The 23,330-nt window shown below is 70.4% G+C and carries 29 protein-coding genes, 1 tRNA gene and 1 pseudogene; 17 read left to right on the top strand and 14 right to left on the bottom strand.

Going from position 1 to position 23,330, the window contains the following annotated elements; genetic code table 11:
• The first annotated feature begins 343 nt into the window (after positions 1-343).
• The 6 genes and pseudogenes from ACWENQ_RS39800 to ACWENQ_RS39775 all read left to right on the top strand — a co-directional run.
• A complete protein-coding gene (locus ACWENQ_RS39800; protein WP_452418887.1) occupies positions 344-829 on the top strand; it encodes a hypothetical protein in 486 nt (161 codons plus the stop codon).
• Positions 830-1,296: 467 nt separating this feature from the next.
• Positions 1,297-1,485 carry a hypothetical protein gene (locus tag ACWENQ_RS39795; protein WP_452418885.1) on the top strand — a complete coding sequence of 63 codons (189 nt, stop codon included), beginning with the start codon at positions 1,297-1,299 and terminating at the stop codon, positions 1,483-1,485.
• Positions 1,486-1,517: 32 nt separating this feature from the next.
• The gene (locus tag ACWENQ_RS39790; protein ID WP_452418883.1) at positions 1,518-1,865 is read left to right on the top strand and encodes a hypothetical protein; all 348 of its coding nucleotides are present in this window, start codon (positions 1,518-1,520) and stop codon (positions 1,863-1,865) included.
• A 47-nt stretch (positions 1,866-1,912) separates the two neighbouring features.
• Positions 1,913-3,691 carry an FtsK/SpoIIIE domain-containing protein gene (locus ACWENQ_RS39785; RefSeq protein WP_452418882.1) on the top strand — a complete coding sequence of 593 codons (1,779 nt, stop codon included), beginning with the start codon at positions 1,913-1,915 and terminating at the stop codon, positions 3,689-3,691.
• Positions 3,692-3,996: 305 nt separating this feature from the next.
• Positions 3,997-4,347, top strand: a complete 351-nt coding sequence (locus ACWENQ_RS39780; RefSeq protein ID WP_452418881.1) for a helix-turn-helix domain-containing protein — start codon at positions 3,997-3,999, stop codon at positions 4,345-4,347.
• Positions 4,344-5,153 (top strand): annotated as a pseudogene (locus ACWENQ_RS39775) (recombinase family protein); the annotation flags it as partial. The gene ACWENQ_RS39780 and the pseudogene ACWENQ_RS39775, both read left to right, overlap by 4 nt.
• On the opposite strand, the gene ACWENQ_RS39770 reads toward ACWENQ_RS39775, so the two are convergent.
• The 3 genes from ACWENQ_RS39770 to ACWENQ_RS39760 all read right to left on the bottom strand — a co-directional run bounded on the left by ACWENQ_RS39770 (position 5,079) and on the right by ACWENQ_RS39760 (position 6,094).
• The gene (locus ACWENQ_RS39770) at positions 5,079-5,297 is read right to left on the bottom strand and encodes a hypothetical protein (RefSeq protein WP_452418879.1); all 219 of its coding nucleotides are present in this window, start codon (positions 5,295-5,297) and stop codon (positions 5,079-5,081) included. The pseudogene ACWENQ_RS39775 and the gene ACWENQ_RS39770 overlap by 75 nt on opposite strands.
• A gap of 336 nt (positions 5,298-5,633) precedes the next feature.
• Positions 5,634-5,843 carry a hypothetical protein gene (locus ACWENQ_RS39765; protein ID WP_452418878.1) on the bottom strand — a complete coding sequence of 70 codons (210 nt, stop codon included), beginning with the start codon at positions 5,841-5,843 and terminating at the stop codon, positions 5,634-5,636.
• Positions 5,844-6,021: 178 nt separating this feature from the next.
• Positions 6,022-6,094, bottom strand: a tRNA-Ala gene (locus ACWENQ_RS39760).
• A 68-nt stretch (positions 6,095-6,162) separates the two neighbouring features.
• On the opposite strand from ACWENQ_RS39760, the gene ACWENQ_RS39755 reads away from it, so the two are divergent.
• Complete coding sequence (locus ACWENQ_RS39755; RefSeq protein WP_452418876.1) at positions 6,163-7,059, top strand: RNA polymerase sigma-70 factor; 897 nt, start codon at positions 6,163-6,165, stop codon at positions 7,057-7,059.
• Positions 7,060-7,126: 67 nt separating this feature from the next.
• Here the strand turns inward: ACWENQ_RS39755 and ACWENQ_RS39750 are convergent, their stop codons facing one another.
• The 9 genes from ACWENQ_RS39750 to ACWENQ_RS39710 all read right to left on the bottom strand — a co-directional run bounded on the left by ACWENQ_RS39750 (position 7,127) and on the right by ACWENQ_RS39710 (position 14,002).
• Positions 7,127-7,690, bottom strand: coding sequence for a GNAT family N-acetyltransferase (locus ACWENQ_RS39750; RefSeq protein WP_452418875.1), 564 nt, complete (start codon positions 7,688-7,690; stop codon positions 7,127-7,129).
• Positions 7,691-8,013: 323 nt separating this feature from the next.
• Positions 8,014-8,553: a Clp protease N-terminal domain-containing protein gene (locus tag ACWENQ_RS39745; protein WP_449931192.1), complete on the bottom strand. Its 540-nt coding sequence runs from the start codon at positions 8,551-8,553 to the stop codon at positions 8,014-8,016.
• Between the two features lie 2 nt (positions 8,554-8,555).
• Positions 8,556-8,771, bottom strand: coding sequence for an RNA polymerase subunit sigma-70 (locus ACWENQ_RS39740; RefSeq protein WP_452418874.1), 216 nt, complete (start codon positions 8,769-8,771; stop codon positions 8,556-8,558).
• A gap of 62 nt (positions 8,772-8,833) precedes the next feature.
• The gene (locus tag ACWENQ_RS39735; protein WP_452418873.1) at positions 8,834-10,009 is read right to left on the bottom strand and encodes an amidohydrolase; all 1,176 of its coding nucleotides are present in this window, start codon (positions 10,007-10,009) and stop codon (positions 8,834-8,836) included.
• A 150-nt stretch (positions 10,010-10,159) separates the two neighbouring features.
• Positions 10,160-10,996 carry a metal-dependent hydrolase gene (locus tag ACWENQ_RS39730; RefSeq protein ID WP_452418872.1) on the bottom strand — a complete coding sequence of 279 codons (837 nt, stop codon included), beginning with the start codon at positions 10,994-10,996 and terminating at the stop codon, positions 10,160-10,162.
• Complete coding sequence (locus tag ACWENQ_RS39725; RefSeq protein ID WP_452418871.1) at positions 10,993-12,252, bottom strand: CynX/NimT family MFS transporter; 1,260 nt, start codon at positions 12,250-12,252, stop codon at positions 10,993-10,995. The genes ACWENQ_RS39730 and ACWENQ_RS39725 overlap by 4 nt, the downstream gene beginning before the upstream one ends.
• A gap of 281 nt (positions 12,253-12,533) precedes the next feature.
• Positions 12,534-13,163, bottom strand: coding sequence for an SRPBCC family protein (locus ACWENQ_RS39720; protein WP_452418869.1), 630 nt, complete (start codon positions 13,161-13,163; stop codon positions 12,534-12,536).
• A 31-nt stretch (positions 13,164-13,194) separates the two neighbouring features.
• Complete coding sequence (locus tag ACWENQ_RS39715; protein ID WP_354916465.1) at positions 13,195-13,578, bottom strand: hypothetical protein; 384 nt, start codon at positions 13,576-13,578, stop codon at positions 13,195-13,197.
• A gap of 61 nt (positions 13,579-13,639) precedes the next feature.
• Complete coding sequence (locus tag ACWENQ_RS39710; protein WP_452418868.1) at positions 13,640-14,002, bottom strand: hypothetical protein; 363 nt, start codon at positions 14,000-14,002, stop codon at positions 13,640-13,642.
• A gap of 120 nt (positions 14,003-14,122) precedes the next feature.
• Between ACWENQ_RS39710 and ACWENQ_RS39705 the strand changes: the two genes are divergently transcribed.
• Both ACWENQ_RS39705 and ACWENQ_RS39700 read left to right on the top strand, forming a co-directional pair.
• Entirely contained in the window at positions 14,123-14,284 is a 162-nt protein-coding gene (locus ACWENQ_RS39705; RefSeq protein WP_449931205.1) for a DUF6069 family protein, read from the top strand.
• A 4-nt stretch (positions 14,285-14,288) separates the two neighbouring features.
• Positions 14,289-14,783, top strand: a complete 495-nt coding sequence (locus ACWENQ_RS39700; protein WP_452418867.1) for a DUF523 domain-containing protein — start codon at positions 14,289-14,291, stop codon at positions 14,781-14,783.
• Here the strand turns inward: ACWENQ_RS39700 and ACWENQ_RS39695 are convergent.
• Complete coding sequence (locus ACWENQ_RS39695) at positions 14,759-15,139, bottom strand: hypothetical protein (protein WP_452418866.1); 381 nt, start codon at positions 15,137-15,139, stop codon at positions 14,759-14,761. The genes ACWENQ_RS39700 and ACWENQ_RS39695 overlap by 25 nt on opposite strands.
• A gap of 185 nt (positions 15,140-15,324) precedes the next feature.
• On the opposite strand from ACWENQ_RS39695, the gene ACWENQ_RS39690 reads away from it, so the two are divergent.
• From ACWENQ_RS39690 to ACWENQ_RS39665, 6 genes are all read left to right on the top strand, one after another.
• The gene (locus tag ACWENQ_RS39690; RefSeq protein ID WP_452418865.1) at positions 15,325-16,314 is read left to right on the top strand and encodes a serine hydrolase domain-containing protein; all 990 of its coding nucleotides are present in this window, start codon (positions 15,325-15,327) and stop codon (positions 16,312-16,314) included.
• Between the two features lie 56 nt (positions 16,315-16,370).
• Entirely contained in the window at positions 16,371-17,606 is a 1,236-nt protein-coding gene (locus ACWENQ_RS39685; RefSeq protein WP_354916445.1) for an alpha/beta family hydrolase, read from the top strand.
• A gap of 106 nt (positions 17,607-17,712) precedes the next feature.
• The gene (locus ACWENQ_RS39680; protein ID WP_452418864.1) at positions 17,713-19,083 is read left to right on the top strand and encodes a Dyp-type peroxidase; all 1,371 of its coding nucleotides are present in this window, start codon (positions 17,713-17,715) and stop codon (positions 19,081-19,083) included.
• A gap of 155 nt (positions 19,084-19,238) precedes the next feature.
• The gene (locus ACWENQ_RS39675) at positions 19,239-19,634 is read left to right on the top strand and encodes a hypothetical protein (RefSeq protein ID WP_452418862.1); all 396 of its coding nucleotides are present in this window, start codon (positions 19,239-19,241) and stop codon (positions 19,632-19,634) included.
• 565 nt (positions 19,635-20,199) lie between these two features.
• Positions 20,200-20,370, top strand: a complete 171-nt coding sequence (locus tag ACWENQ_RS39670) for a hypothetical protein (RefSeq protein WP_354916437.1) — start codon at positions 20,200-20,202, stop codon at positions 20,368-20,370.
• Positions 20,371-20,507: 137 nt separating this feature from the next.
• On the top strand, positions 20,508-21,800 hold the full coding sequence (locus tag ACWENQ_RS39665) for a nucleobase:cation symporter-2 family protein (RefSeq protein WP_449931218.1): 1,293 nt from the start codon (positions 20,508-20,510) through the stop codon (positions 21,798-21,800).
• On the opposite strand, the gene ACWENQ_RS39660 is transcribed toward ACWENQ_RS39665, so the two are convergent.
• Positions 21,791-22,240 carry a MarR family winged helix-turn-helix transcriptional regulator gene (locus ACWENQ_RS39660; RefSeq protein WP_452418860.1) on the bottom strand — a complete coding sequence of 150 codons (450 nt, stop codon included), beginning with the start codon at positions 22,238-22,240 and terminating at the stop codon, positions 21,791-21,793. The two genes, ACWENQ_RS39665 and ACWENQ_RS39660, sit on opposite strands and share 10 nt — an antisense overlap.
• 72 nt (positions 22,241-22,312) lie before the next feature.
• Between ACWENQ_RS39660 and ACWENQ_RS39655 the strand changes: the two genes are divergently transcribed.
• Together ACWENQ_RS39655 and ACWENQ_RS39650 are read left to right on the top strand one after the other, a co-directional pair.
• The gene (locus ACWENQ_RS39655; RefSeq protein WP_452418859.1) at positions 22,313-22,687 is read left to right on the top strand and encodes a cupin domain-containing protein; all 375 of its coding nucleotides are present in this window, start codon (positions 22,313-22,315) and stop codon (positions 22,685-22,687) included.
• Positions 22,687-23,064 (top strand): cupin domain-containing protein, encoded by a 378-nt coding sequence (locus ACWENQ_RS39650; RefSeq protein WP_452418857.1) that lies wholly within the window; start codon positions 22,687-22,689, stop codon positions 23,062-23,064. Before ACWENQ_RS39655 ends, ACWENQ_RS39650 begins: the two co-directional genes overlap by 1 nt.
• Positions 23,065-23,330: the final 266 nt, after the last annotated feature.

Below are 23,330 nucleotides of genomic sequence, written 5' to 3'. Positions count from 1 at the left end.
GCAATCGTCAGCCGGAGTATCCGCCCCCCAATGACGACGTGGCGGCGCGGTTGACCCTTCTCTAGCCGTCGGAGATCACGTCCCGCGTCGTCACGTCCCTCTCGCCCCCGGCAGAGCTGTCAGCACTCCCAGTGTGCTCGTTCCCCAGCTCTGTCGGGGGTCTTCGCTGTCTCGGTCAGCCTCTTCCGACCAGCGGCGTATCTCACGATCAGATATAACTGATCTCAACACAAGATCAAATCCCTCTCATCGCACGATCCCAGCTTGTGATGGGGACTCCCCTTCCTCCGGACCTACCTTCGCATTTGCAAGGACAGTCGGAATGCGGAAGGGAGTGATCCTTATGGGAATCGCCGAACGGAATCGCCGCGAAACGCTGATTTCTGGGATTCGCGAGCTTGCGAACTTCCTGGAGAACCATCCAGACATCCCAGCCCCGTATTCGCTGGACGCTATCGCGTTCCCTGGGCCCAACAGGCGCTACACCAAACAGTGCGCCGAGATCGACCGCGTCGCGGACGCGACGAACGCCAACGTCCAGGACCGCGCAGGACACTACACGGCGCAAATCGAGTTCGGTCATGTGCGTTATCGCCTGGTGGCGATCTCCGACCAGGCCCGCGCCGAGTACGACGCGCTGATGTCCTACAACGGCTCCGTCACTCCCGACCACGCTGATGCGGACGCTCCCACCGCCGACATCTACGGGGGCAAGTGCTCCTGTGGTGCGCTGACCGCCAAAGGCGCTCGTCGGTGCCGGAAGTGCGCCAACCGTGGTCGCTGGAACCGCCGCAAGGCTCCCTTCGGCACAGAGGAAGGGCAGCAGTGATGATCGCGGTAATCGCCGGACTCGTCGGCCTGGCCGCTACCGCTGTGCTGTTCGTCTGGGTCGTGGTGAGCATCCGCGCCGGCGATCGCGCCACCGTCGCTCGTCACATCCAAGCCTTGCACGCTCGGGGGCACTGATGTGCCTCATCGCGATCGTCGCGCTGGTGATCTCGAACTGCTGTGAGAACCGCCGCCGCACGCTCGCTGCCACGCGTGCTTCACGCCTGGGCATCCACGCCCGTCAGTGTCAGCCCCTCTGCTCGGAAGGAGGTGAAGCTCAATGACGCTTGCCCTCTCCGACTCCCTGATCAGCGGTTGCCGATGCGGCGCTGCCGTCCAGCCCGGACACAAGCGGTGCGTCAAGTGCCGCGCCCGTGCCCGCTGGCACCGCCGTAAGGCCCTGCACGACGGCATCTGACCGCCGTCCTACTGCACGTAAACCGCTCACGTGGAGAGGAGGTGAAGCCCATGACGATCAGCATTCCGCTCGTCGTCCTGGTGGGCGCAGTGGTGTTCATCGCCTGGCGCTATCTGGGACTCCGCTTCTGGCACGCCCTTGCCGCGCTGCTGTTCGGCTTCCTGCTGGCCGCCACCACCCTGGCCCCCGACATCCGCCGTGTGATCAGCGCCGCGCTCGGCTGGATCACCGGCCACTAACCCCTGTCTCCGACCGGAAGGAGGGATGCCTAATGACCCAACGCCACCCCTACCCGCACGCAGATCTCCAGGAGGTCATCTCCCGCAACCACACCGCCACCCACCTGCTCGACGCGCTCACACGATCAGCCCCCGCCAACGCATCGATCTGGGAGCATCTGGCCACCGCTCTGGCCGACACCCGCACGCTGATCGCCGAACTCACTCAGCTCCGAACCGAACTGTCCAGCATCCGCCACAGCCGCGCCAACCTCCTGGCCGCCGCTCAAGCGACGCTGGCCGCCCACTACGACGGTGAGCCCGACTCGCTGTACTACCTACGCGACGAGATCGCCGCACAGCGCACCTCCCCGCGTGGGGAGGGGGGCGATGCCCAGTGAGCCGACACCGGACCTCACGGCACCAGATGCGGCGCAACGCCCGTCGCATGCGCCGATACGGTGTTCAGCCCATCGCCTCGATCACCGATGATCTCGACTTCGCGCCCCTGATCATCGCATCCATCGCCCGCGTGCTGTGGCGCTACCGCTCCGAACTCGCCCCGTTCACCCTGGCCGGGCTATGCCTGGTCAGTGGGGTGATCCTGCATGCGGCCTACCCGACGTGGTGGCCTGCCGTACTGGCAACCACAGTCAGTACGGCGGGCGCGCTGCTCATCTTGGGGCGCTGGGTCAACCTCACGCGCCCGATCGAACGGGGCTATGCCGCCGTCACCACGGCGTTCACCGGATGCTGGCTCACGACGGCTGTCAGCCTGGGTTCGTTTACACCGCCCATGCCCGCCGTACTGGGCATCGGTGGTGTGCTGCTGGCCGTGCCGTGGTGGGCGCATCGCCGCCGCCGTGCCCGCGTCCGCGTCGAACGCACCCTGGCCGCTTGGCCGGAGATCGCCGACGCTGTCGGCCTGGCTGGATCACGCGTCCAGTCGGCGATCGTGGACCTGTGGGGGTACCGCTTCCGCCTGGCACTGGGACGCGGCCAAACGGTAGAGGACGCCGTCAACCGCGCCCCCGCGCTGGAATCGGCGCTCGGCTCCAGACGGGGCGCCGTCCGCATCCAGCCAGTGCCGACCAAGCACGCCAATCGTGCCGATGTTCGGGTGATCGAGACTGACCCGCACGCCGACGCGATCGCCTGGCCTGGGCCGTCCATCACCTCGATCACCCAACCCGTCAAGCTGGGCCTGTACGAGGACGGCAGTCCCGTGCGGGTGTCCCTGCTCCGCCGGCACGCCCTCATCGGCGGCGTAGCAGGGGCAGGCAAGAGCGGCGGCGTGAACGTCCTCCTGGGGGAGCTCACCGCATGCCCCGACGCAATCATCTGGGGTATCGATCTCAAGCGCGGCATGGAGCTATTGCCCTGGTCATCGTGCCTGGATCGGGTGGCCACCACCCCGCAGGAGGCGGAAGCGCTGTTGGCCGATGCTGTCGTCATCCTCGACGGCCGCGCGGACCACATGGCTCGGCAGGGGGAGCGGGTGTGGGAGCCCTCCTCTGACGCCCCCGCACTGATCATCCTGGTTGACGAGTACGCCGAACTCGTCGATGACGCCCCGGCAGCGGTACGGCACGCCGACTCCATCGCCCGACGTGGCCGTGCCGTCGCCGTCCAACTGGTGGCCGCTACCCAACGCCCCTCCCAGAAGGCGATGGGCAAGGGCGCGGTGCGCTCCCAGATGGACGTACGTCTGTCCTTCCGCGTGCGCGAACAGCGCGACGTGGATCTGATCTTGGGTCAAGGGATGCTCAAGGCCGGTTGGCATGCCCACCGCCTCGATGCCCCCGGCAAGTTCATGATCAGCGCACCCGAACACGACATCCCCCGCCGCGCCCGCACCTACCTACTCGACGACGACGGCGTCCAGCGCACTATCACCCGCCATACACCGCATCGCCCTCAACTCGATCTCGTCTCCGTGGCCGCCTTGGAGGCTGCCATAACCGCTCCTGAGGAGACCACGAACCCGGCCTCAGGCAACGGGACATCCGCACGACACGCACGCTCTGAGGCTGCTCAGGACGCAGAGAAGGCCCTCGCAGCGGCTCTCGCCGGTGCCCCCGCCGAAGGGGTGTCGATGGACGAGCTCATGCGCCTGACCGGAATGGGCCGACGCTGGGTCTACTACCGCCTCGACGAACTAACCCGCGCTGATCGCGCTGCCCAGGTCTCCCGTGGCCGATGGCGCGCCATCCCTCACAGTCCGTAACCGCAATCGAGTTCGTGCACGTGCACGCCTCGCACGCGTCTGCACCTATGGGCCGCATGCACATCGTGCACGTGCACGAACCACAACCACGGAACGTGATGACCGAAGATCGGCCAGAGGAGGTGAGGATGCCTGTCACGAATCAGAGTCCATGCCAAACGGCGCACACCCGTAGACGCCCACGTGCTCACGCAAGCCTTGGCGCTCATCGCGCGAGAGCTAGCGGACAGCGAACGGTCAAAGAGTGTTCCGAAGTCGGAACATTCGAGGTAGCTTGGAGATCCAGCCACACTGCGGAGCACCCGATGAGCCACGATCAGCAGCCCGCCCCCACCTTGGGCCAGTACCTCGATGCGGCCCGCAAGCACGCCCGCTACAGCCTGCGGCAGCTCGCCCAGGAAAGCGGCATCACCCTGTCGTCGCTCTATAGGCTGCTCAGTGACGACGTGGACCGACCCTCCACGGTCAACCTGATGCGCCTCGCGCAGGTGCTCGACCTCAACCCCGCAGACGTGTTCGCCCGCGCAGGAGTAAACGCGCCGTCCCCCGACCTAGACACGCTCCTTCGCTCCGAATACGGCCTGCCCGACCAGGCCATCGCCCAGATCCACGCCATCATCGCCGCCCACGCCCCGCAGCAGGGAGAGCCCTCATGAACCTCCTCAAGCAAGCGGCCCAATCAACCCCCGCCTCGACCAAGCGCGCGGTGCTCTACCTGCGGGTCTCCTCACGCGGTCAGGTCGATACCGACTACGACCCTGAGGGCATCTCCCTGCCTGCCCAACGCGCCGCGTGCGAACGCCGTGCCGTCGAACTCGGCGCTGAAATCGTCGATGAGTACGTGGAGCCCGGACGTTCCGCCACCACCGTCGAGAACCGCCCCAAGTTCCAAGAGATGATGGCCAGGATCAAGGCACAGCACGACGTGGACTACGTGATCGTCTACGCCCGCTCCCGTATGCATCGCAACGGCATCGACGCCGCCATCACCAAGCGCGACCTGCGCACGGCGGGCGCACAGCTCATCTCGATCATGGACTACACCGAAGACTCGGCCATCGGCGACCTGGTCAGCACGGTCATCGACGGCGTCAACGAGTACCAGTCGCGCGCCTCAGGCGCGGATATCTCCTACAAGATGGGCCAGAAGGCCACCCATGGCGGCACCTTGGGCCGGGCCCCGCTCGGATACGTCAACGCCCGTGAGCGCTACGAGGGACGCGAGATCCGTACTGTCGCCATCGACCCCGAACGCGCCCCACTCGTGCGGATGGCCTTTGAGCTGTACGCGACGGGAACCTACTCCTTTGCCGATCTCTCCGACGCTCTTACCGACGCGGGCCTGCGCATGAAGCCCACCAAGCAGCGCCCCGCTGGCGCGCGCGTCTCAGTCGCCAAGATCGGAAAGATGCTCCGTGACCGCTACTACCTGGGATACGTCACCCACAAGGGCGTCGAATACCAGGGCCGTCACGAACCGATCATCAGCCCCGAGCTGTTCAACCGCGTCCAAGAGGTGCTGTTCACCCAGCGCGGCGCAGGCACTCGCGCCCGCACCCACCACCATTTCCTCAAGGGCTCGATCTGGTGCCACCGCAGCAAGCATCGCTTGATCATCATGCCGGGGAGGGGCAAGAACGGCACCCAGTACCTCTACTTCATCTGCCGTGGCCGCCAAGACCGCACCTGCGACCTGCCCTACATGCCCGTCCTCGACGTCGAGGCGGCCATCGCAGACCACTACGCCACCCTTGCCCTGCCCACTGACCTCCGCAAGCGCATCACCGCCAGTCTGGACGCCACTGTCGCCGACAACGCCGTCACCAGCGACACCCTACGCATCGAGATCAAGAAACAGCTCGCCAAGATCGACGCCCAAGAAGATCAGTTCCTTGACCTCGTCGGCGATCCCGACTGGCCACGAGAGAAGATCGCCAAGCGCCTACGCGGCATCCGAGACGAACGCGCCCGCCTCGAAGCACAGCTCACCCGCACCGAACATCCCGACCTCGACACCGGCCGTGCGGCCCTGACAGCCGTCCTCGACTTGCTCACCAACCCGCGCGACCTGTACGGCATCGCAAGCGACACGGCCCGCCGCCTTCTCAATCAAGCGTTGTTCCATCGGCTCTACGTCGACGCAGACGAGCACGACAGCACACCTCGCGTCAGCTCCGACGACCCCACTGACCCGATCGCCCCACTCCTGCACGTCACCAGGGCCGGAAAACGCAAGAGCGGCGGTGTCATCACTGACACCGCCGCTACTGGCACCTCGGCGCTACTCGCCACCGCCCTCGAAGAGGGGTGTTCGAGTAACACCACTTGGGTGGAGCTAAGGAGACTCGAACTCCTGACCCCCTCCATGCCATGGAGGTGCGCTACCAACTGCGCTATAGCCCCTTGCGATGTTGGACAGTGTAGCCGAATCCGCCACCGACCACGAATCGGCGCCGTGCCAGGCTCTGTCCATGTCGATCGAAGTTTTCGAAGATCATCGCAAACTCCTGACAGGGGTGGCCTACCGGATCCTGGGCAGCGTCGCCGACGCCGAGGACGTGGTGCAGGAGGCGTGGCTGCGGTGGGCGGGGGTGGAGCACGAGACGGTCGAAGACGCCAGGGCCTACCTGATCCGCGTCACCTCGCGCCTGGCCGTCGACCGGCTCAGGTGGGCGCGGTCCCGGCGCGAGTCCTACGTGGGGCCGTGGCTGCCCGAACCGATCGGTACCACGCCGGACGCGGCCGAACGCGCCGAGCTCGCCGACACGGTGGAGCTGGCCCTGCTGGTGGTGCTGGAGACGTTGTCGCCGCTCGAACGGGCGGTGTTCGTGTTGCGGGAGGCGTTCGACCTGCCGTTCCCCGAGATCGCCGAGGTGATCGGCCGGAGCGAGGCGGCCACCAGGCAACTGGCCAAGCGGGCCCGGGACCACGTGCACGACAGGAGTCGCAGGTTCGACGCCGACCGGAGGCGGCGGCGGGACATCACCGCGCGGTTCCTCGAGGCGGCGGCCGGCGGCGACCTCGACGGGCTGATCGCGCTGCTGGCGCAGGAGGTGACGCTGGTCGGCGACGGCGGCGGCAAGGCTCGCGCGCCGCTGAGGGTGCTGGTCGGCCAGGACAAGGTGGCCCGCTTCCTCGCCTCGGTCGGCAGGCCTGGCGAGATGGACAAGTTCATGGCGTCGGTCGGCGCGCAACCGGAGGCTGAGCTCGCGATGGCGGTGACCGAACTGAACGGGGCGCCCGCAGCGGTGTTGAGCGCGGCGGGCCGCGTGGTCACGGTGGTGTCGCTGGCGATCTCGGACGGGAAGATCCACACGATCTACCTCATCGCGAACCCCGACAAGCTGGGCCACCTCCGCCCCGCCTGACCGGAGCCCGGGTCCCGGGCGGTGGTCGCTGCCTGCGACACCGCGGACGGGCGGCGATCTCCAGCCGTCAAGCAGGAGTGTCGGCCCGTCGTACATGCAGGTGGCCGTCCCTCGGGAAAGGCGGCCGAGCCGGAAGGACCTGGTGAAACTGGTATCTCGCCTTCTCCGCGACCCGGCACGAGGCGAGATTGTCCACCTGGTGGAGCAGGTCGAGACGTTCCAGGCCTTCGACCGCGAAGACGTCGAAGGCCCACGTGGTGAGCGCTTCGAGAGCGCGGGGGGCCACGCCCAGGCCACGGGCATGCGCTGCCGTCCAGTAGCCGACCTCCGCGGATTCCTTGCCGGGACCGGTCCGCTTCATGACCACGTTGCCGACCAACCGCATTCCGTCGGTGCCAGGATGATCGTCATGCACGGCGAAACTCAGCCGTTCTCCGGTCTCCCAGCCACGTCTCTGGAGCTCCAGCCACTCCGCCGCATCCTTGACGCTCTCGACCGGGAGCCTCGTCCAACGACGCAGCGTGGGATCGCGATAGGCCTTGATCAGCGGTTCGACGTCGCCATCATTCCAGGGGCGCAGGAAGAGCGCGGAGGCGGACGGCGTCGCGTCCGCCCACAAGGTGACATTCATCAAGGCCCTCCCTGAAAGATCCAACTGATCATCTCTCATCCGCGACCCCGCGACCGCGCCCCCGCGTGAAGCACCACCTCGACGAGAGGGGCGACCCGCTCCAGGCCGTACGACCAGTCAGAGCTCCCCACGCCCGCGGGGTGAGGAACTGGTTCTCGGCCTGCTCGATGACGCTGCGGTCGATTTCCGGGTCGTATGTGGCGACGCCAGGCAGCTGTGAGCTCTCGGTATGCCGTGATGGCCGAGGTCGCGGCCGAGGCGAGGATCGCTCTGAGGTGCGGGGGTGGGGCAGGCGGCGGACTGGCGGCCACCGAGGGGGCGGTTCAGGCGGTACGGCGGGGCCGGTGGACGGGGATGCCCGCGGCCCGCACCAGCGCGGGCACGTCGGCTCCGCAGCGCCGCAGAAGGGCGGCGGTGCCGTCGGCGCCGTCGGCCAGCAGCCCCCACAGCAGCCGCTCGCCCGTCACCGGACCTGGCTTCCACATCGCCACCTCGATGACCTTCCGCGCGTGCGGCTCGAGCGCCAGCATGCCGAGCGGGCCCGACAGCGTGACGCGCAGCGGGTTGACGCGGGAGCGGCCGAGCCGCCAGCGGGCGGGGTCGTCGGCGCCGTGGCGGGTGCGCCGCCGTACCTCGTCGACGTCGATGCCGATGGCGGCGAGCAGTTCGCGGGTGCGGCCGGTGTCGAGGTGCGGGCGCAGCGTCTCGGCGGCGGGCAGGTGGGGCAGCGGGTGCTCCTCGGCCAGGCCGAGGAGCATCAGGTCGGGGGCGAGGGCGGTACGGCCCGCGTCCATGGACAGGATCCCGGCGCGCATCACGGCACGGCGGGCCGGTTCGGTGAATCTCTCGAACATCGAGAACACGGCTACCTCCCGATCCTGCGGGCGTGCTTGCGGTGCGCGGACTGCCGCCTGACGCCCAGCGCGTCGGCGATCTGCTCCCACGACCAGCCCTGTGCCCGCGCGTTGGTGACGTGGACGGCCTCCAGCTCCTCCAGCAGGCCGCGCAGGGCCGCCACTGCGGCGAGCCCCACGCCGGGGTCCCTGTCGGCGGCCGCCTCGGCGAGCTCGATGACGTTCATGAGTGTCAGCATGTGCTGACAAGCACCCGCTTGTCAACCCAAGCTGACAGAGCGGCCTCGTGTCAGACGAGAGCGCCGTCGCGGGCGACGACCCGGCCCGCCTTCAGCACCAGCGACCTGGCGGGCCGGACGCAGACCGCCTCGGCGGCGTTGCGGGCCTCGATCACGACCAGGTCGGCCACGTCGCCCACGCCGAGGCCGTAGCCGTCCAGCCCGGTGACGCGCGCACCGCCGTAGGTGGCCGCGTCGAGGGCCAGCTCGACGTCCTCGTCGAGCGGACCGGTCTGCTGGGCCTGCAGCAGCGCACGGTCGAGCATGCACCCGGTGCCGAATGGGCTCCACAGGTCGCGCACGCCGTCGTTGCCCAGGGTCATCGGCACGCCCGCCGCCGCCAGCTCCTTCAGCGGCATCGCCCGGCCCGGCGGGGCGATGGAGGCGATGGCGACGCCCGCCTCGGCCAGCCCGTCGAGCAGTTCGGCCCGTACGGCGGGCGAAGCGTCGGAGAGCGCGAACCCGTGACTGACGGTGACCTTGCCGCGCAGGCCGAGAACCTTCGCGCGCTCGATGATGAGGCGGTACTGCCATTCGCCGAGCGAGCCGCGGTCGTGCAGGTGGATGTCGACGCCGACGCCGTGCTTGTCGGCCAGGCCGAACACGATGTCGAGGTGCTTGACCGCGTCACTGTCGAGACCGGCAGGGTCGAGGCCGCCGATGAGGTCGACGCCCTGCTCGAGCGCCTGCTCCAGCAGGCGGTCGGTGCCCGGCGCGATGAGCAGGCCGGCCTGCGGGAAGGCGACGAGCTGGGCGGTGATGCGGCCCTCGTGGCGGGCGAGCGCCTCGCGGACGGCGTGGACGGCGTCCAGGCCCATGAGGGTGTCGACGTCCACGTGCGTGCGGACGTGGGTGGTGCCCAGCGTGATCATGTTGGCCAGGAGGGCGGAGATGTAGTCGGCGCTGGGGATGCCGAGTTCGGGGCGGCGCTCCTGGCCGCCGCGGATCTTGCCCATGAGGCCGGGCGCGGAGCTGTGGGGCGTCCACGGGCCGCCCCACAGCGTCTTGTCGATGTGGGCGTGGCCGTCGATGAGGCCGGGGATGACCAGCTTGCCGCCGAGGTCCTCGACGGCGGCCGCGCCCTGAAGCCCGGGCCCGATCTCGGCGATGCGGCCGTCCCTGATCAGCACGTCGGCGGGGCCCGCGCCCCAGAGGTTGGCGTTGCGCAGCAGCAGCTCGGTCGTCATGGGAGTTAATGGTATACCGCTATGCCCCGCACAGGACGCGGGCAGCGGCCTCGGACCTCAGCCCGCGGGCGCGACTCTCGTGCGCATCCGAGCGTCCGGCACCTCAGCCCGCGGGTGCAGACCGTGGTGCGCATCATGAGAGCCCGGGACTCAGCCCGCGGGCGCGACCGTCGTGCGCATCGTGAGCGCGCTGCCGTCCGGCGACAGCGTGAGCGCCACGCTCACCGCGCCCAGCAGCGAGGTGCGCTTCACGTGCGTGCCGCCGCACGGGATGGAGACCTCCCCCTCGGGCAGCGCGCAGTGCCAGGTACGGCGGGCGGTGAGCCCCTGGTCCGGCACGTCGATCCAGACCGGCGCGTCGGCGCCGATCCACTCCTTGAGCGTGTCGTCGGCCCGCCGGGCGACCTCGTCGAGGTCGAGCCCCTCGGCGGAGAAGCCCTTCTTGCGCAGCGACTTGCCCAGCCGGTACTCGTCCACGCTGCCGTTGGGGATGATCCGCGACGAGGTGATCGCGCTCTGGTCGAAGTCGGGGTGGCCGAGGGCGTCGAGCCTGGCCTCCTTGCGCCAGTGGCCCGCCAGCGCGGCGTTGAGGGCCAGCGCGGCCAGGTGGCAGCCGGTGTGCCCGGCCGACAGCGCCCGGCGGTGGGCGGCGTCGACCTCGAGGTGGACCTCGGTCCCGACCTCGATCGGCGCCTCGGTGACGTGCACGACGAGCCACTGCCAGCCGTCGGTGCCCCGCCGTACGGGGATGTCCTCGCCGAGGAAGACCTCGCCCTCGGCCGACACCGCGCCGGTCACGCAGTCGACGACGGGCAGCCCGCCGATCGTGCCGCGATCGGCGGGCTGGTCCGGCCAGGTGTGGTCGAGCGGGTGGAAGGGAGTGGAAGCGGTGACGAGGCCGTGCCGTACCCCCGCCGGCACGGACCCCACGATCTCCGAGCGGCCGCTGACCTGGCCTTGCGGGAAAGTGACAACAGTGGATCTCACACCGCTATGGTCTCAGCCTTCTCCTTCTCGGCCGGCACGGGGCGGCGGGCGCCCTCGTCCTCGAGGAAGCGGTTGCCCCCGGCGTACCAGCCGGTGAAGAGCTGGACGCCGACGACGGCGAGCATCATCAGGTACGGCACCTGCCACCCGCCGGTGACCTCGTACAGCACGCCGACCAGGAGCGGGCCCGCCCCGGCGATGAGGTAGCCGACGCTCTGCCCGAAGGCAGACAGCGCGGCGGTGGCCTCGGCGGTGCGGGTGCGCAGCGCGAGCATGGTCAGCGCCAGCGGGAACGAGCCCATCCCGATGCCCACGAACAGCACCCACACCCACGCGGTCGACGACGGGGCGAACCACAGGCCGAGGAAGCCGACCACGTAGAAGCCCACGAGCCCCGCCACGACCGGCCGCTGGTCGCGGAAGCGGGTGGCCAGCGACGGCAGCACCAGGGAGACGGGAATGCTCAGCGCGGTGAAGACGCCGAGGATCATCCCGGCCTGGCCGGTGGTGTAGCCGCTGTCGGTGAGGATCTTGGCCAGCCAGCCGAACATGATGTAGGCGATCATCGACTGGGTGCCGAAGTAGACGGCCACCGCCCACGCCAGCTTGCTGCGCACCAGACGACCGCGGCTCGCCTGCGACCTGGTGGTGTCCCGCTCCGGCTCACTGCGCAACAGCGCAAGCCACGGAATGGCGGCGACGACCGCCAGTGCCGCCCACACGCCGAGCGCGACGTGCCAGTTGCCGTCGGCGGCACGCTCGATCGGGACGGTGGCGGAGGCGGCGAGCATGGTGCCCACCGCCAGGGCGGTGGTGTAGACGGTGGTCATGGCCCCCGCGCGGGCGGGGAAGTGGCGCTTGATCAGGGTGGGGATGAGCACGTTGCCGATCGCGCCGCCGGACAGCGCGACCGCGCTGCTCAGCAGGAAGACCGGGGCCGAGTCGACCGACGCCCTGACCACCAGCCCGACGCCGAGCGTGACCAGCGCCAGCAGGAGCAGGCGGTGCTCGCCGATCCTGCGGGCGAGGGACGGCGTGATCGCGCCGACCGTGGCGAAGGCGAGCACGGGCAGGGTGGTGAGGAGTCCCGTTCCGACGCTCGACATGCCGAGGCCTGCGGCCAGCCGGTCGAGCAGGGGGCCGACGCTGGTGACGGCGGTGCGCAGGTTCAGCGCCGCGAGGACGATTCCCAGTACGAGCAGCCAGGCCAACGAGCCGGTTCTGCCGCCTCTGGACTCTTGGGTGAGCACGCTCATGCTGGACCGATTCCTCCAGTCGTTGAATCATGGGATGACTTGATGAGTCACCAGCCTAACAGGACTGAAACAAACGTTTATTCCTGACCCATGAGACGGCGCGGCACGGCGGAGGCCGCGCGCGCACGAAAAAGCCCCCATCCCGGAGGGCGGGATGGGGGCGGGGGATGCGCTTCTCGCCAGGTCACGTACCGGCGGGCTCACGCGGCGACGTCCCGGGGGCCCTTGTGCGACGACGCCCCACGCGCCCGCGTGGTCACGCGACCCCGTACGACAAGCGACTAGAGGATCGGGCCGGGAGCCGGCGGCGGCTCCTCGCCGGGACGGCGACCGGCGGGCGGGACCGGTCCAGGGCCGGGCGGGGGCAGCTGGGGCTCACGGGGGTAGTCGTCACCGCCGACGACGTTCGGCGGTGACGGCTCGCCGTAGCCCGTGCCCGCGCTGGAGCCGCGCTGATGCCTGCCCGGCACGTCACCGCGCCACGCGCCGGTCTCGCCGCCGCGCGACTCGATGAAGTCCTTGAACCGCTCGAGGTCGCCGCGCACGCGGGCGCGCACGATCTGCAGCCAGTCGCCGACGGTCTCGACGAAGCCCTCGGGGTCGTACTCCATCTGGAGCGTGACCCTGGTGGTCGTGTCGTCGAGCCGGTGGAAGGTCACCACACCGGCCTGGTGCGGCTTGTCGACCGAGCGCCATGCGATCCGCTCGTCCGGGTGCTGTTCGGTGATCTCGGCGTCGAACTCCCTGGTGACCCCGGCGATGTCGACCAGCCAGTGCGTACGCGTGTCGGTCACCTGTTTGACCGACTCCACGCCCTCCATGAATTCGGGGAAGCTCTCGAACTGCGTCCACTGGTTGTAGGCGACGGAGACCGGAACCTTGACGTCAACTGAATGTTCGATGGTGCTCATGGCATCCCGAACTGCCCAGAAGGGCGGCCGGCTAACGCCTGCGCAGCAACCAGTAGAGGCCGACGAGCGGCAGCACGAGCGGAATGAACAGGTAGCCCCTGCCGTAGGCGGACCAGACCGTGTCGTGCGGGAAGGCCGACGGCGCCAGCAGGCTGGCCGTCCCGATGACCAGGACGCCCGCCAGCTCGATGCCGAGCGCCCACAGGGCCAGGCGGCGCGCGCCGCGGGCGAGGGCGACGGTCAGCAGAACGTAGACGGCGGCGGCGAAGGCCGACAGCGAGTACGCCAGGGGCGCCTCGCCGAACTTGGTCAGGATCTGCACGGCCGCCCGCGACCCGGCGGCCAGCGCGAACAGTCCGTAGAGGGCCAGCAGCGCCCGCCCCGGGCCGGTGCCGATGCCGGTGGGCCCGCTCACGCGCCGCCCCGCCCCGCCGTGCCCGCCCGGCGGCCCGGGCGGGAGCGCGGTCCGCTCGCCGTCATGCCACGCCCTGCCAGATCTGCAGCAGCCGTCCGGTCATCACCGCGATCGCGAACCCGGTGACGACCAGGATCACCGACCCCCACCTGCTCCGCTCGGCCAACGCCAGGAACACGCCCGCGGGCGGGATGAGCACGGTGCCGGCCAGGTAGCCGAACAGTGTGGCCTTGTCCTGCGGGCCCTGCCCGGCGGCGACGGCGGCGATCGCCACGCCCGCCTGGGCCAGCACGGCCACTTCCAGGACGGCGAAACCGATCAGCAGGACCATGCCCATCGCGCGGTTGCGGATCGCGACGATGAGGCTCGTCAGGGCCAGCAGCAGGGAGCCGACGATGACGCAGGTCGCCAGGGTGGTGTTCATCGCGGGACAGGCTACCGCGCGCCCCTGCCGGTCTCGATACCGTCCGGCACCCGGCGCACGCGTGCGCGGAGTGCCGGCCGCGACGCCCGCCGCCCGAGCCGGTCAGCGCTGCGCGGGCTGGTGTCCTTCCTGCCGATCGTCGCGGCGGAGGCGTCGGGCGGCACCAAGGGCGCGCTCGCGCTCATGCACCTGGCCGTGGCCGCCGTCCTCATCCCCGGGCTGCGGAGCGCGGGGGTCGCGAGGGCCGCCGGGCGATCCCCTGAGCGCGGCGCCTACGATTGATGGAGTGGAACGAATCCTGGTCAGCGCCTGCCTGATGGGCCGCCGTGTGCGCTACGACGGAGGCGCCAAGACCAGCACCGACGCCCTGCTCGCCGAGTGGCGCGAGCAGGGCAGGCTGGTGCCCTTCTGCCCCGAGGTCGAGGGCGGGCTGCCGACGCCCCGGCCGGCTGCCGAGATCGAGGGCGGCGCGGGGGGCGCGGCCGTGCTGGCGGGCGCCGCCCGCGTGCTCGACACCGAGGGCAGCGACGTCACCGGCGCCTTCCTGGCCGGCGCCCAGGGCGCTCTCGCAGCCGCGAGCTCCTTCGGCATCAAGATGGCCGTCCTGAAGGAGGGCAGCCCGTCCTGCGGCGCGCTGACCATCTACGACGGCACCTTCCGCGGCCGCAGGACCCCTGGCCAGGGGGTCACCACCAGCCTGCTGGAGCTGCACGGCATCAAGGTGTTCACCGAGGACCACATCGCCGAGGCGGGCGACTACCTGCGCGCCCTCGAGGCGTAGAGGGATCCCGCCAGACCCAGCACGAGCAGGGTGGCGATGATCCGGTGGTACCAGTCGTTGAGCGGCGTCGACTGGCCCGCGCCGAGGGTGCGGGCGACGACGCCGAGCAGGACGCCGCCCAGCGCGACGGCGTGGCCGAGCCGCAGGCCCGTCCAGGCCCATGGCCTGGCCGCGAGCGCGCCGTACGCGCCGGTGACCAGCGCGGTGCCGCAGAGGGTCTCGACGATGACGGCGGGCACGATGACCGGCTCGGCGACCGGGCCGATGGCCACGCCGGCGTGCAGCAGCGCGCCGAGGTAGAAGCTGAGGGCGTAGCCGGCGGCGAGCGCGCCGAGGATCTTCCTGAGGCTGTTCACGCTTCCACGCTCGCAAGCACGGCCGCCGCCGCAATCCGCCCGTCGTGGGCATCGCCGCTACGCCCGGGGGCGTACCAGCACTCCCAGGCGCCGGTGCGGTCCGGCGCCGACCCCACCCTTCCCTTCTCCGCGCGGGCTTGACCCTGACACCATGTCAGCCCATAGGTCCTGGCACCATGAAGCCGATGAAACACATCAGCCCCGGCGAGGCGGGGTTCGCACCGGACCTGGAGGAGCGGCTCGCGGCCAGGTTCGGCGAGTTGCACGGGCTCGTGGTGCTCAAGGACGGCGCGCTGCTGTTCGAGCGGTACGGCGAGGGCGAGGACCACTCGTGGAACGTCTCCCTCGGCGTGGTGACCTTCGGCCCCGACACGCTGCACGACATCAGATCGGTCACCAAGAGCGTCGTCGGCCTCCTGTACGGCATCGCGCTGGCCGACGGCCTGGTGCCCGATCCTGAGCAGCCGCTGCTCGCGCACTTCCCCGAGTACTCCGACCTGGCCGCCGACCCGCGAAGGGCGGCGCTGAAGGTCGAGCACGCGCTGACCATGACGCTGGGCCTGGAATGGCGGGAGGACCTGCCGTACACGACGCCGGAGAACAGCGAGATCGCGATGGAGCTCGCGCCCGACCGGCACCGCTTCGTCCTGGAGCGGCCGATCGTCGAGGAGCCGGGACGGCGCTGGCACTACTGCGGCGGCGCGTCGGCGCTCCTGGCCCGGCTCATCGTCAAGGGCTCCGGCCTGCCGCTGCCCGAGTTCGCGCGCAGGCGGCTGTTCGAGCCGCTCGGCATCGGGGCCTTCGAGTGGCTGGCGGGCGACGACGGGGTGCACTCGGCCGCCTCGGGCCTGCGGCTGGCGCCACGCGACCTGGCTCGGATCGGTCAGGCCGTGCTGGACGACGGCGCGGGCGTCGTGCCCGCCTCGTGGCTCGGCAGGGCGCTGCGCCCGAAGGTGGAGGTCGACGAGGGCACCGCCTACGGCTACCAGTGGTGGCTGGGCACGGGCAGCCCGCCGTTCGTGGCGGGTAACGGCAACGGCGGCCAGCGCCTGGTCGTCCACCGCGATCTCGGCCTGGTCGTGGTCACCACCGCGGGCGGTTACGACTCTCCCGAGGTGTGGGAGACGACCCAGGCCGTCCTGGACGGGCTGCTGGCGGCGCGCGTCACGAGTTGACCCCGCTTCACCAGGGCGTCCGGTGTCAAACCCGGACGGCGGGGAAGCTCCATGGCATGTTCATCGATCGGGCGGACGCTGGGCGGCGGCTCGCCGCCCAGCTGCGGCATCTGGCGAAGGAGGATCCCGTCGTCCTGGGGCTGCCGCGCGGCGGGGTGGCCGTCGCCTTCGAGATCGCCAGGGCGCTCGACGCGCCGCTGGACGTGGCGCTGGTGCGCAAGCTGGGTGTGCCGGGCCGGCCGGAACTGGGGTTCGGCGCCCTCGGCGAGGACGGCGTGCGCGTCGAGAACGAGTCGCTGATGCGGGCGGCGGGCGTGACACCCGAGGACGCCGCGCGGGTGGCCGAGCGGGAGCGCGCTGTCATCGAGCAGCGGGCCGAGCGGCTGCGGGCGGGACGGGCGAGGGTCCCGCTGGCGGGCCGTACCGTGATCGTGGTCGACGACGGCATCGCGACGGGTGCGACGGCGCGGGCGGCGTGCGCGGTGGCCAGGGCGCACAGGGCGGCGAAGGTGGTCGTGGCCGTGCCGGTGCGGGCGCCCGGCACGGTGCTGCCCGAGGCCGACGAGGTGGTGTGCCTGAGCGAGCCGCAGGGGCTGCGGGCGATCTCGCAGTGGTACGAGAACTTCGACCAGGTCAGCGAGGACGAGGTGATCGAGCTGCTCGACCGGGCGTCCTCGGGCGTGCCGCACGAGACGCTGTCGGACGCCGACGTCTTCGTGGGCGAGGTCGAGCTGACCGTGCCGCAGGGGGCGGGCGGGATCGTGGTGTTCGCGCACGGCAGCGGCAGCGGCCGGCACAGCCCCCGCAACCAGCAGGTCGCCGCCACGCTCAACCACGCGCGGCTGGGCACCCTGCTGTTCGACCTGACCCGTCAGGACGAGGACGTCTTCGACATCCCGCTGCTGGCCGAGCGGCTGCTCAGGGCCACGGCCTGGGTGCGCCGGCGGATGCCCGCGGCGCGGATCGGCTTCTTCGGCGCCAGCACGGGCGCGGCGGCGGCGCTGTGGGCGGCTGCCGAGCTGCGCGACGAGATCGCCGCCGTCGTCTCCCGCGGCGGCCGCCCCGACCTGGCGGGCGCCCGGCTGCGCGAGGTGACCGCGCCGACGCTGCTCGTCGTGGGCGAGCGTGACCACACGGTGCTGTCGCTGAACCGCGCGGCGCAGCAGCAGCTCCACTGCCCCAACAAGCTGGAGATCGTGCCCGGCGCGACGCACCTGTTCGAGGAGCCGGGAACGCTCCAGGTGGTGGCCGAGCTGGCGAGCGCGTGGTTCGCGCGGCATCTCAACCGTTGAGCACCTCGGCAGGATGATCTAAACCTTTTGCCGATTTCCCGAGTCAAACAGTGACACCGGACATGGGGGCCCGGCGACACATCGCTACGGGGAAGGAAATCGGCACATGCCTGTCGACCTCACCAACGCACGACCTCTGGCCTGGGATTCGGCCACGCTCGACGCGGACACCAAGGAGATGCTCGACAATCTCCAGCCGAACATTCTGCGCGCTCATGTTCGCGAGCACCTTTCTCTCCTTTTCATCAGATTCAACGACATTTCAGATGGCAAGCGCTTTTTACGGACAATTGCCAGGCATCTCAAGTCCGCCCGCAAGCACCTTGAAGAGGTGCGGGCCTTCGGCAAGGACGGGCGGCCCGGCACGCCGTACGTCGGGATCGGCATCAGCAAGGCCGGCTACCGCGACCTCGGCCACAGCGTCGAGGACCTGCGCAGGTTCGGCGACCGCGCCTTCCGCGACGGCATGAAGCGCAGGATCACCGAGGTCAACGACCCTGCCGTGACCGAGTGGGAGGCGGCCTACCAGCGCGAGATCCACATCGTCGTGCTCATCGGCGACGCCCGGCCCGAGCCCGTCGCCAAGGTCAGGAAGGAGATCCTCGGCCAGCTGCCCGGCACCGCCCGGGTGCTCGGCGAGGAGACCGGCGCCGGCATGCGCAACCCGGCGGGCGACGGCATCGAGCACTTCGGCTACGTCGACGGCCGCAGCCAGCCGCTGTTCGTCGCCGACGAGGTCGCCAAGGAGCCGCGCAAGCACTGGAACCCGGCCTTCCCGCTGGGCAACGTGCTGGTCGCCGACCCGTTCGCGCCCGACGCGAACCGGCACTTCGGCAGCTACTTCGTCTTCCGCAAGCTGGAGCAGGACGTCAGGGCCTTCAAGGAGATCGAGCGGGACCTGGCCGACGCCCTCGGCCTGACCGGCGCCGACCGCGACCGGGCCGGCGCGATGCTGGTCGGCCGCTTCAAGGACGGCACCCCGATCACGGAGAAGGCCAGAGCGGGCGGCGGCCCGGTCGGCAACGACTTCACCTTCGACGCCGACACCGGCGACAAGTGCCCGTTCAGCGGCCACATCCGCAAGACCAACCCCCGGTTCGACAGCATCAGGAACGTGCTGATGGCCCGGCGCGGCCAGACCTACGGCGAGCGCGCCGACCGGCCGTGTGACGACGCCCCGCCGGAGACCAGGCCGAGCGGCGGCGTGGGGCTGCTGTTCATGGCGTTCAACTCGAGCCTGGAGAACCAGTTCGAGTTCACCCAGCGCGACTGGGCCGACAACGCCGACTTCCTCAACCCGGGCACCGGGCACGACCCGGTGATCGGGCAGGGCGTCCGCGACATCAAGGTCGCCTTCCCCAAGGTCTGGGGCAGGCCGGAGCAGTCGGCGCCGCAGGCACAGGTCGCTCAGACGGTCACGATGCGGGGCGGGGAGTACTTCTTCATGCCCTCCCTGGCCTACCTGCGCGCCCTCTGACCCTCCCGGCTCGGGGTACGGCCGGCCGTACCCCGGGCTATCCCCCGCTCGTCCGTCCGCGGGTCGTCCCTCGCCCGGCTGCCCCGGGCGGTACGGGATCCACGGCCTGCGGGGGCCTGTGCGGATCATGCCTGATGCCGTAGCATCCACGGCTTATGAGCATCGGCAACGCCTTCATGGGGCTCCTGTTCATCATCCCGTCGCTGATCCTCTCCGTCGTCGGCATCGTGCTGACCGCCCGCGCCAGGGGCGAGCACGGCAGGGCGGCCACGTTCGGCCTGACCGGCTGCGTCTTGCTGCTGCTGGGCGCCATCCTGCAAGGGGTATGGCAGGTCCTGCTCCCCGCGGTCGTCGAGTCGGCCGGCTACGAGATGTTCGCGCTGGTGAACGCCGTGGCCGGGTTCGTGTTCATGTTGGTCGGCGTGATCGGCACCGGTCTGCTGATCGCCGGCGTGGTCGCCCGCCGCACCCCGCCGCAGCGCGAGCCGTACCAGCAGCAGGCGCCGGGCTGGCAGCAGCCGCCCCCGCCCGGTCAGTGGCCCACCCGCTAGTCCCCTCCCCCGCACGGCCGGGTCCGCCGTGCCCGCCCTCCGCTCCTGTCACGAGAATTCGTGGCATGCGAGCAATGCCGGATCGGTATCGCGATGTGGGACCGCTGGCTATATTCAGCGGGAGAGATCGTCGAGGTTCGCGGGGGGATGCATGACGTCAGAGGGCGATCCCGACCACACGGTCCGCATCCGGCGTCCGCAGCCGGGTCAGCCGAGCCAGCCGCTGCCGGTCCAGCCTCCGGCGAGACCGCCCGCCCCGCCACCCACAGGACCACACGCCGGGCCACCCACGGGACCGCACGCCGGCCCGCATCCCGGGCCCTATGCCGCGCCGCCGTCCACCGGCCCTCATGTCGGCCCGCCCACGGGGCCGCACGCCGGGCCTCATACCGGGCCTCATACCGGGCCTCATGCCGGGCCCCATGCCGGGCCGCCGTCCACCGGGCCTCATCCCGGGCCGCCCGCGGGGCCGCGTCCGGGCTCGCCTGCCGGGCCGCCGGGGCAGTCGGCCTTCGAGGGGCCGGGGACGGTCCGCCTGCCGTACACGCCGGACGAGCTCCCGCCGGTGGTCTACGGCCCGCCGCCGAAACCGCGCCGGCACCTGGTGGTGATCGGGGTGATCCTGTTCCTGCTCCTCGTCGGCGCTTTGGTGTTCGGGGCGCTCCGGCTGACCGCGGCGGCCGCCGACACCGGCCGCCCGCACGGCACCGCCCAGGGCCTGGCCGGTCCCCGGTAGGAACGCGCTGGAGGATCCTCCAAAACCGCCACGGTTCACGGGCCCGAGTTTCGTGAGCGGGGGACGCGCGCGGGAGACACGCGGTTGATGTACTGGCCGCATCCCCCCGACCTCCGGAGCGCCACATGACACACCCGGTGGACCAACGCTTACCCCTCCCCCAGACCGCCGCCCTCGGCCTGCAGCACGTGCTCGCGATGTACGCGGGAGCGGTCGCGGTGCCCCTCATCGTCGGCGGCGCGATGAAGCTCCCGCCCGCGGACCTCGCCTACCTCATCAACGCCGACCTGCTCGTCTCCGGCATCGCCACGCTGATCCAGTGCGTGGGTGTGTGGCGCTTCGGCGTCCGCCTGCCGATCATGCAGGGCTGCACCTTCGCCGCCGTCACGCCCATGGTGCTCATCGGCACGACCGGCGGCGGGCTGCCCGCGATCTACGGAGCCGTGATCGTCTCAGGACTGCTGGTGGTGGCGATCGCGCCGTTCTTCAGCAGGCTGCTGCGCTTCTTCCCGCCGCTGGTGACCGGCACGGTCATCACGATCATCGGGATCTCGCTGCTGCCGGTGGCCGCCACGTGGGCGGCGGGAGGCGCGGGCGCTCCGACGTACGGCGAGCCGCGCAACATCGCGCTCGCCGCGGGCGTCCTGGCGCTCGTCATCGCCCTCCACCGGTTCGCCCCGCCCGCGCTGGCGCGCATCGCCGTGCTGCTGGGGATCGTGATCGGCACGCTGGCCGCCATCCCGTTCGGGTTCACCGACTTCTCCCATGTCGGGCAGGCCGGCCTGCTCGGCGTCAGCACGCCGTTCCACTTCGGGATGCCCACCTTCGAGGCGGCCGCCATCGTCTCGATGACCATCGTGATGCTGGTGTCGATGACGGAGACGACGGGCGACTTTATCGCGGTGGCCGAGATCACCGAGTCGGAGCTGCGGCCGGGACGGCTGGCCGACGGCCTGCGCGCCGACGGCCTGTCGACGGCGCTCGGCGGCGTCTTCAACACCTTCCCCTACACCGCCTTCGCGCAGAACGTCGGCCTGGTCGGCCTGACGGGCGTCCGTAGCCGCTGGGTGGTCGCGGCGGCCGGCGGCATCCTGGTGCTGCTCGGGTTGTTCCCGATGCTCGGCGCCATCGTGGCCGCGGTGCCGTCCGCGGTGCTCGGCGGGGCGGGGCTGGCGATGTTCGGCACGGTCGCCGCCACGGGCATCCGCACGCTGTCGAGGGTGAGCTTCGCCGGCAACTCCAACCTGCTCGTCGTGGCGGTGTCGATCGGCATCGCGCTGGTGCCGCTGGGCGCCGAGGGGATCTACGACAGGTTCCCCCACTGGTTCCAGATCATCATGCACAGCGGCATCAGCGCCGGTTGTGTCGCGGTCATCCTGCTCAACCTGCTCTTCAACCACACCGGCAGGAAGGTGGCCCCTCAGAGCTGACGCAGCGTGCGGGCCAGGCCGTCGGGTGAGTCGCTGCGCGCCACCACCGCGCCGAGCACCTCGCGCAGCGTCGCCACCTCGGCCTCGCCCAGCTCGGCGGCCATCCGCCGCTCGAAGTTCACGTGGAAGTCGTGCGCGGTCGCCATCAGCGCGCGGGCGGCGCCGGTGAGGTGCAGCATCTTCACCCGCCCGTCGGCGGGGTCGGCGACCCGTTCGACGTATCCGGCGGCCACCATCTCCTCGACCGTCTTGGCGGCGCCCTGCGGGGTGATCTGCAGCTTGGCGGCGAGCCCGCTGGTCGTGGTGGGCTCCACCGCCAGCACCTTGAACGCGTAACCGAACGTGGGCCGCAGGTCGGTGAACCCGTGTTCGGCCAGGTGCTCGTGGAGCTCGGCGACGAACTGGTTGAAGGCGAGCCCGAGCAGCACACCGAAATCCATTGACAACCCCTCCTCGGATATACAACCATGGTTGAACACCTTGGTTGTAGATCTGCGGAAAGGATACCACCCATGCCTATCGTGAGCGGAGCGGACGCTCCCGTTTACACCATCGGCACCACCCGCTTCACCGGCCTGGCGGCGCCGAGCCGGGGCGCGTCAGAGACCTGCGTCTGGCGCACCACGGTCGCGCCGGGCACCGAACCGAACGAGCACTCCTTCGACCGCGAGGAAGTCCTGGTCGTCATCGCGGGCAGCGGCGTGGCGCACCTCGACGGGACCGAGCACACCATCACCTCGGGCGACGCGATCGCGGTGCCGGCGGGCGTCCGGTTCGGCCTGGGCAACCCGCACGCCGAACCGATGGAGCTGATCGTCGCACTGCCCGTCGGCGCCCTGGCCACGCTGGCCGACGGCACCACCCTCGTCCCGCCGGCGGCGGTGTGATGACCGTCGTCCGCGGCGCAGACGCGCCCACCTTCACCGTCCCCCACGTCACCGCCACCGGCCTGGCGGCGCCCAGCAGGGGCGCGCGAGAGACCTGCGCCTGGCGCTTCACGATCGCCTCGGGCGCACCCGACGACAACGTCCACATGGTCGACAGGGAGGAGATCTTCGTCGTGCTGTCCGGCGGCGTGCGCGCGACCGTGGCGGATGAGGCGCATGCGCTCACCGCCGGCGATGCGCTGATCGTGCCGCCGCACACGCCGTTCGCCCTGGGCAACCCGTACGGCGAGCCCGCCGAACTCGTCGCAGTGCTGCCCGTCGGCGGCCGGGCCATCATGCCGGGAATGGAGCCTTTCATCCCACCATGGGCGCAGTGAATAGCCCCTGACTCTCGGAAACCGAGCCCGTACGGTTCGGCGTCGAGAACGGACGAGCCATGACCGGAACTCACCCCGGGGCCACAAAACGGCCTCCGACATCGGCGAACACGCCGCCACACCGCCGCCCCGGCCGGTCGCGAATACAGCGCGACATGGAGGGATGACCATCCGTAGGTAAAGTTTTTACCTCACCCAGTCAGAGGAAACTTTCTTAACTTCTGACAAGATCATCGTTCTGGTAACGAAACGTGTCATATAGCCCG

The organism is Nonomuraea sp. NPDC004354, assembly GCF_053602555.1.
The sequence above is the reverse complement of the archived record's forward strand: the minus strand, read 5'-3'. Positions and strand labels throughout refer to the sequence as shown.

Coding starts and splice junctions, on each gene's coding strand:
- ACWENQ_RS39800 (WP_452418887.1), top strand. CDS start 344: ATGGGAATCGCCGAACGGAATCGCCGCGAAACGCTGATTTCTGGGATT.
- ACWENQ_RS39795 (WP_452418885.1), top strand. CDS start 1,297: ATGACGATCAGCATTCCGCTCGTCGTCCTGGTGGGCGCAGTGGTGTTC.
- ACWENQ_RS39790 (WP_452418883.1), top strand. CDS start 1,518: ATGACCCAACGCCACCCCTACCCGCACGCAGATCTCCAGGAGGTCATC.
- ACWENQ_RS39785 (WP_452418882.1), top strand. CDS start 1,913: ATGCGCCGATACGGTGTTCAGCCCATCGCCTCGATCACCGATGATCTC.
- ACWENQ_RS39780 (WP_452418881.1), top strand. CDS start 3,997: ATGAGCCACGATCAGCAGCCCGCCCCCACCTTGGGCCAGTACCTCGAT.
- ACWENQ_RS39770 (WP_452418879.1), bottom strand. CDS start 5,297: ATGCTTGCTGCGGTGGCACCAGATCGAGCCCTTGAGGAAATGGTGGTG.
- ACWENQ_RS39755 (WP_452418876.1), top strand. CDS start 6,163: ATGTCGATCGAAGTTTTCGAAGATCATCGCAAACTCCTGACAGGGGTG.
- ACWENQ_RS39750 (WP_452418875.1), bottom strand. CDS start 7,690: ATGAATGTCACCTTGTGGGCGGACGCGACGCCGTCCGCCTCCGCGCTC.
- ACWENQ_RS39740 (WP_452418874.1), bottom strand. CDS start 8,771: ATGAACGTCATCGAGCTCGCCGAGGCGGCCGCCGACAGGGACCCCGGC.
- ACWENQ_RS39735 (WP_452418873.1), bottom strand. CDS start 10,009: ATGACGACCGAGCTGCTGCTGCGCAACGCCAACCTCTGGGGCGCGGGC.
- ACWENQ_RS39725 (WP_452418871.1), bottom strand. CDS start 12,252: ATGAGCGTGCTCACCCAAGAGTCCAGAGGCGGCAGAACCGGCTCGTTG.
- ACWENQ_RS39720 (WP_452418869.1), bottom strand. CDS start 13,163: ATGAGCACCATCGAACATTCAGTTGACGTCAAGGTTCCGGTCTCCGTC.
- ACWENQ_RS39710 (WP_452418868.1), bottom strand. CDS start 14,002: ATGAACACCACCCTGGCGACCTGCGTCATCGTCGGCTCCCTGCTGCTG.
- ACWENQ_RS39690 (WP_452418865.1), top strand. CDS start 15,325: ATGAAACACATCAGCCCCGGCGAGGCGGGGTTCGCACCGGACCTGGAG.
- ACWENQ_RS39685 (WP_354916445.1), top strand. CDS start 16,371: ATGTTCATCGATCGGGCGGACGCTGGGCGGCGGCTCGCCGCCCAGCTG.
- ACWENQ_RS39680 (WP_452418864.1), top strand. CDS start 17,713: ATGCCTGTCGACCTCACCAACGCACGACCTCTGGCCTGGGATTCGGCC.
- ACWENQ_RS39675 (WP_452418862.1), top strand. CDS start 19,239: ATGAGCATCGGCAACGCCTTCATGGGGCTCCTGTTCATCATCCCGTCG.
- ACWENQ_RS39660 (WP_452418860.1), bottom strand. CDS start 22,240: ATGGATTTCGGTGTGCTGCTCGGGCTCGCCTTCAACCAGTTCGTCGCC.
- ACWENQ_RS39655 (WP_452418859.1), top strand. CDS start 22,313: ATGCCTATCGTGAGCGGAGCGGACGCTCCCGTTTACACCATCGGCACC.
- ACWENQ_RS39650 (WP_452418857.1), top strand. CDS start 22,687: ATGACCGTCGTCCGCGGCGCAGACGCGCCCACCTTCACCGTCCCCCAC.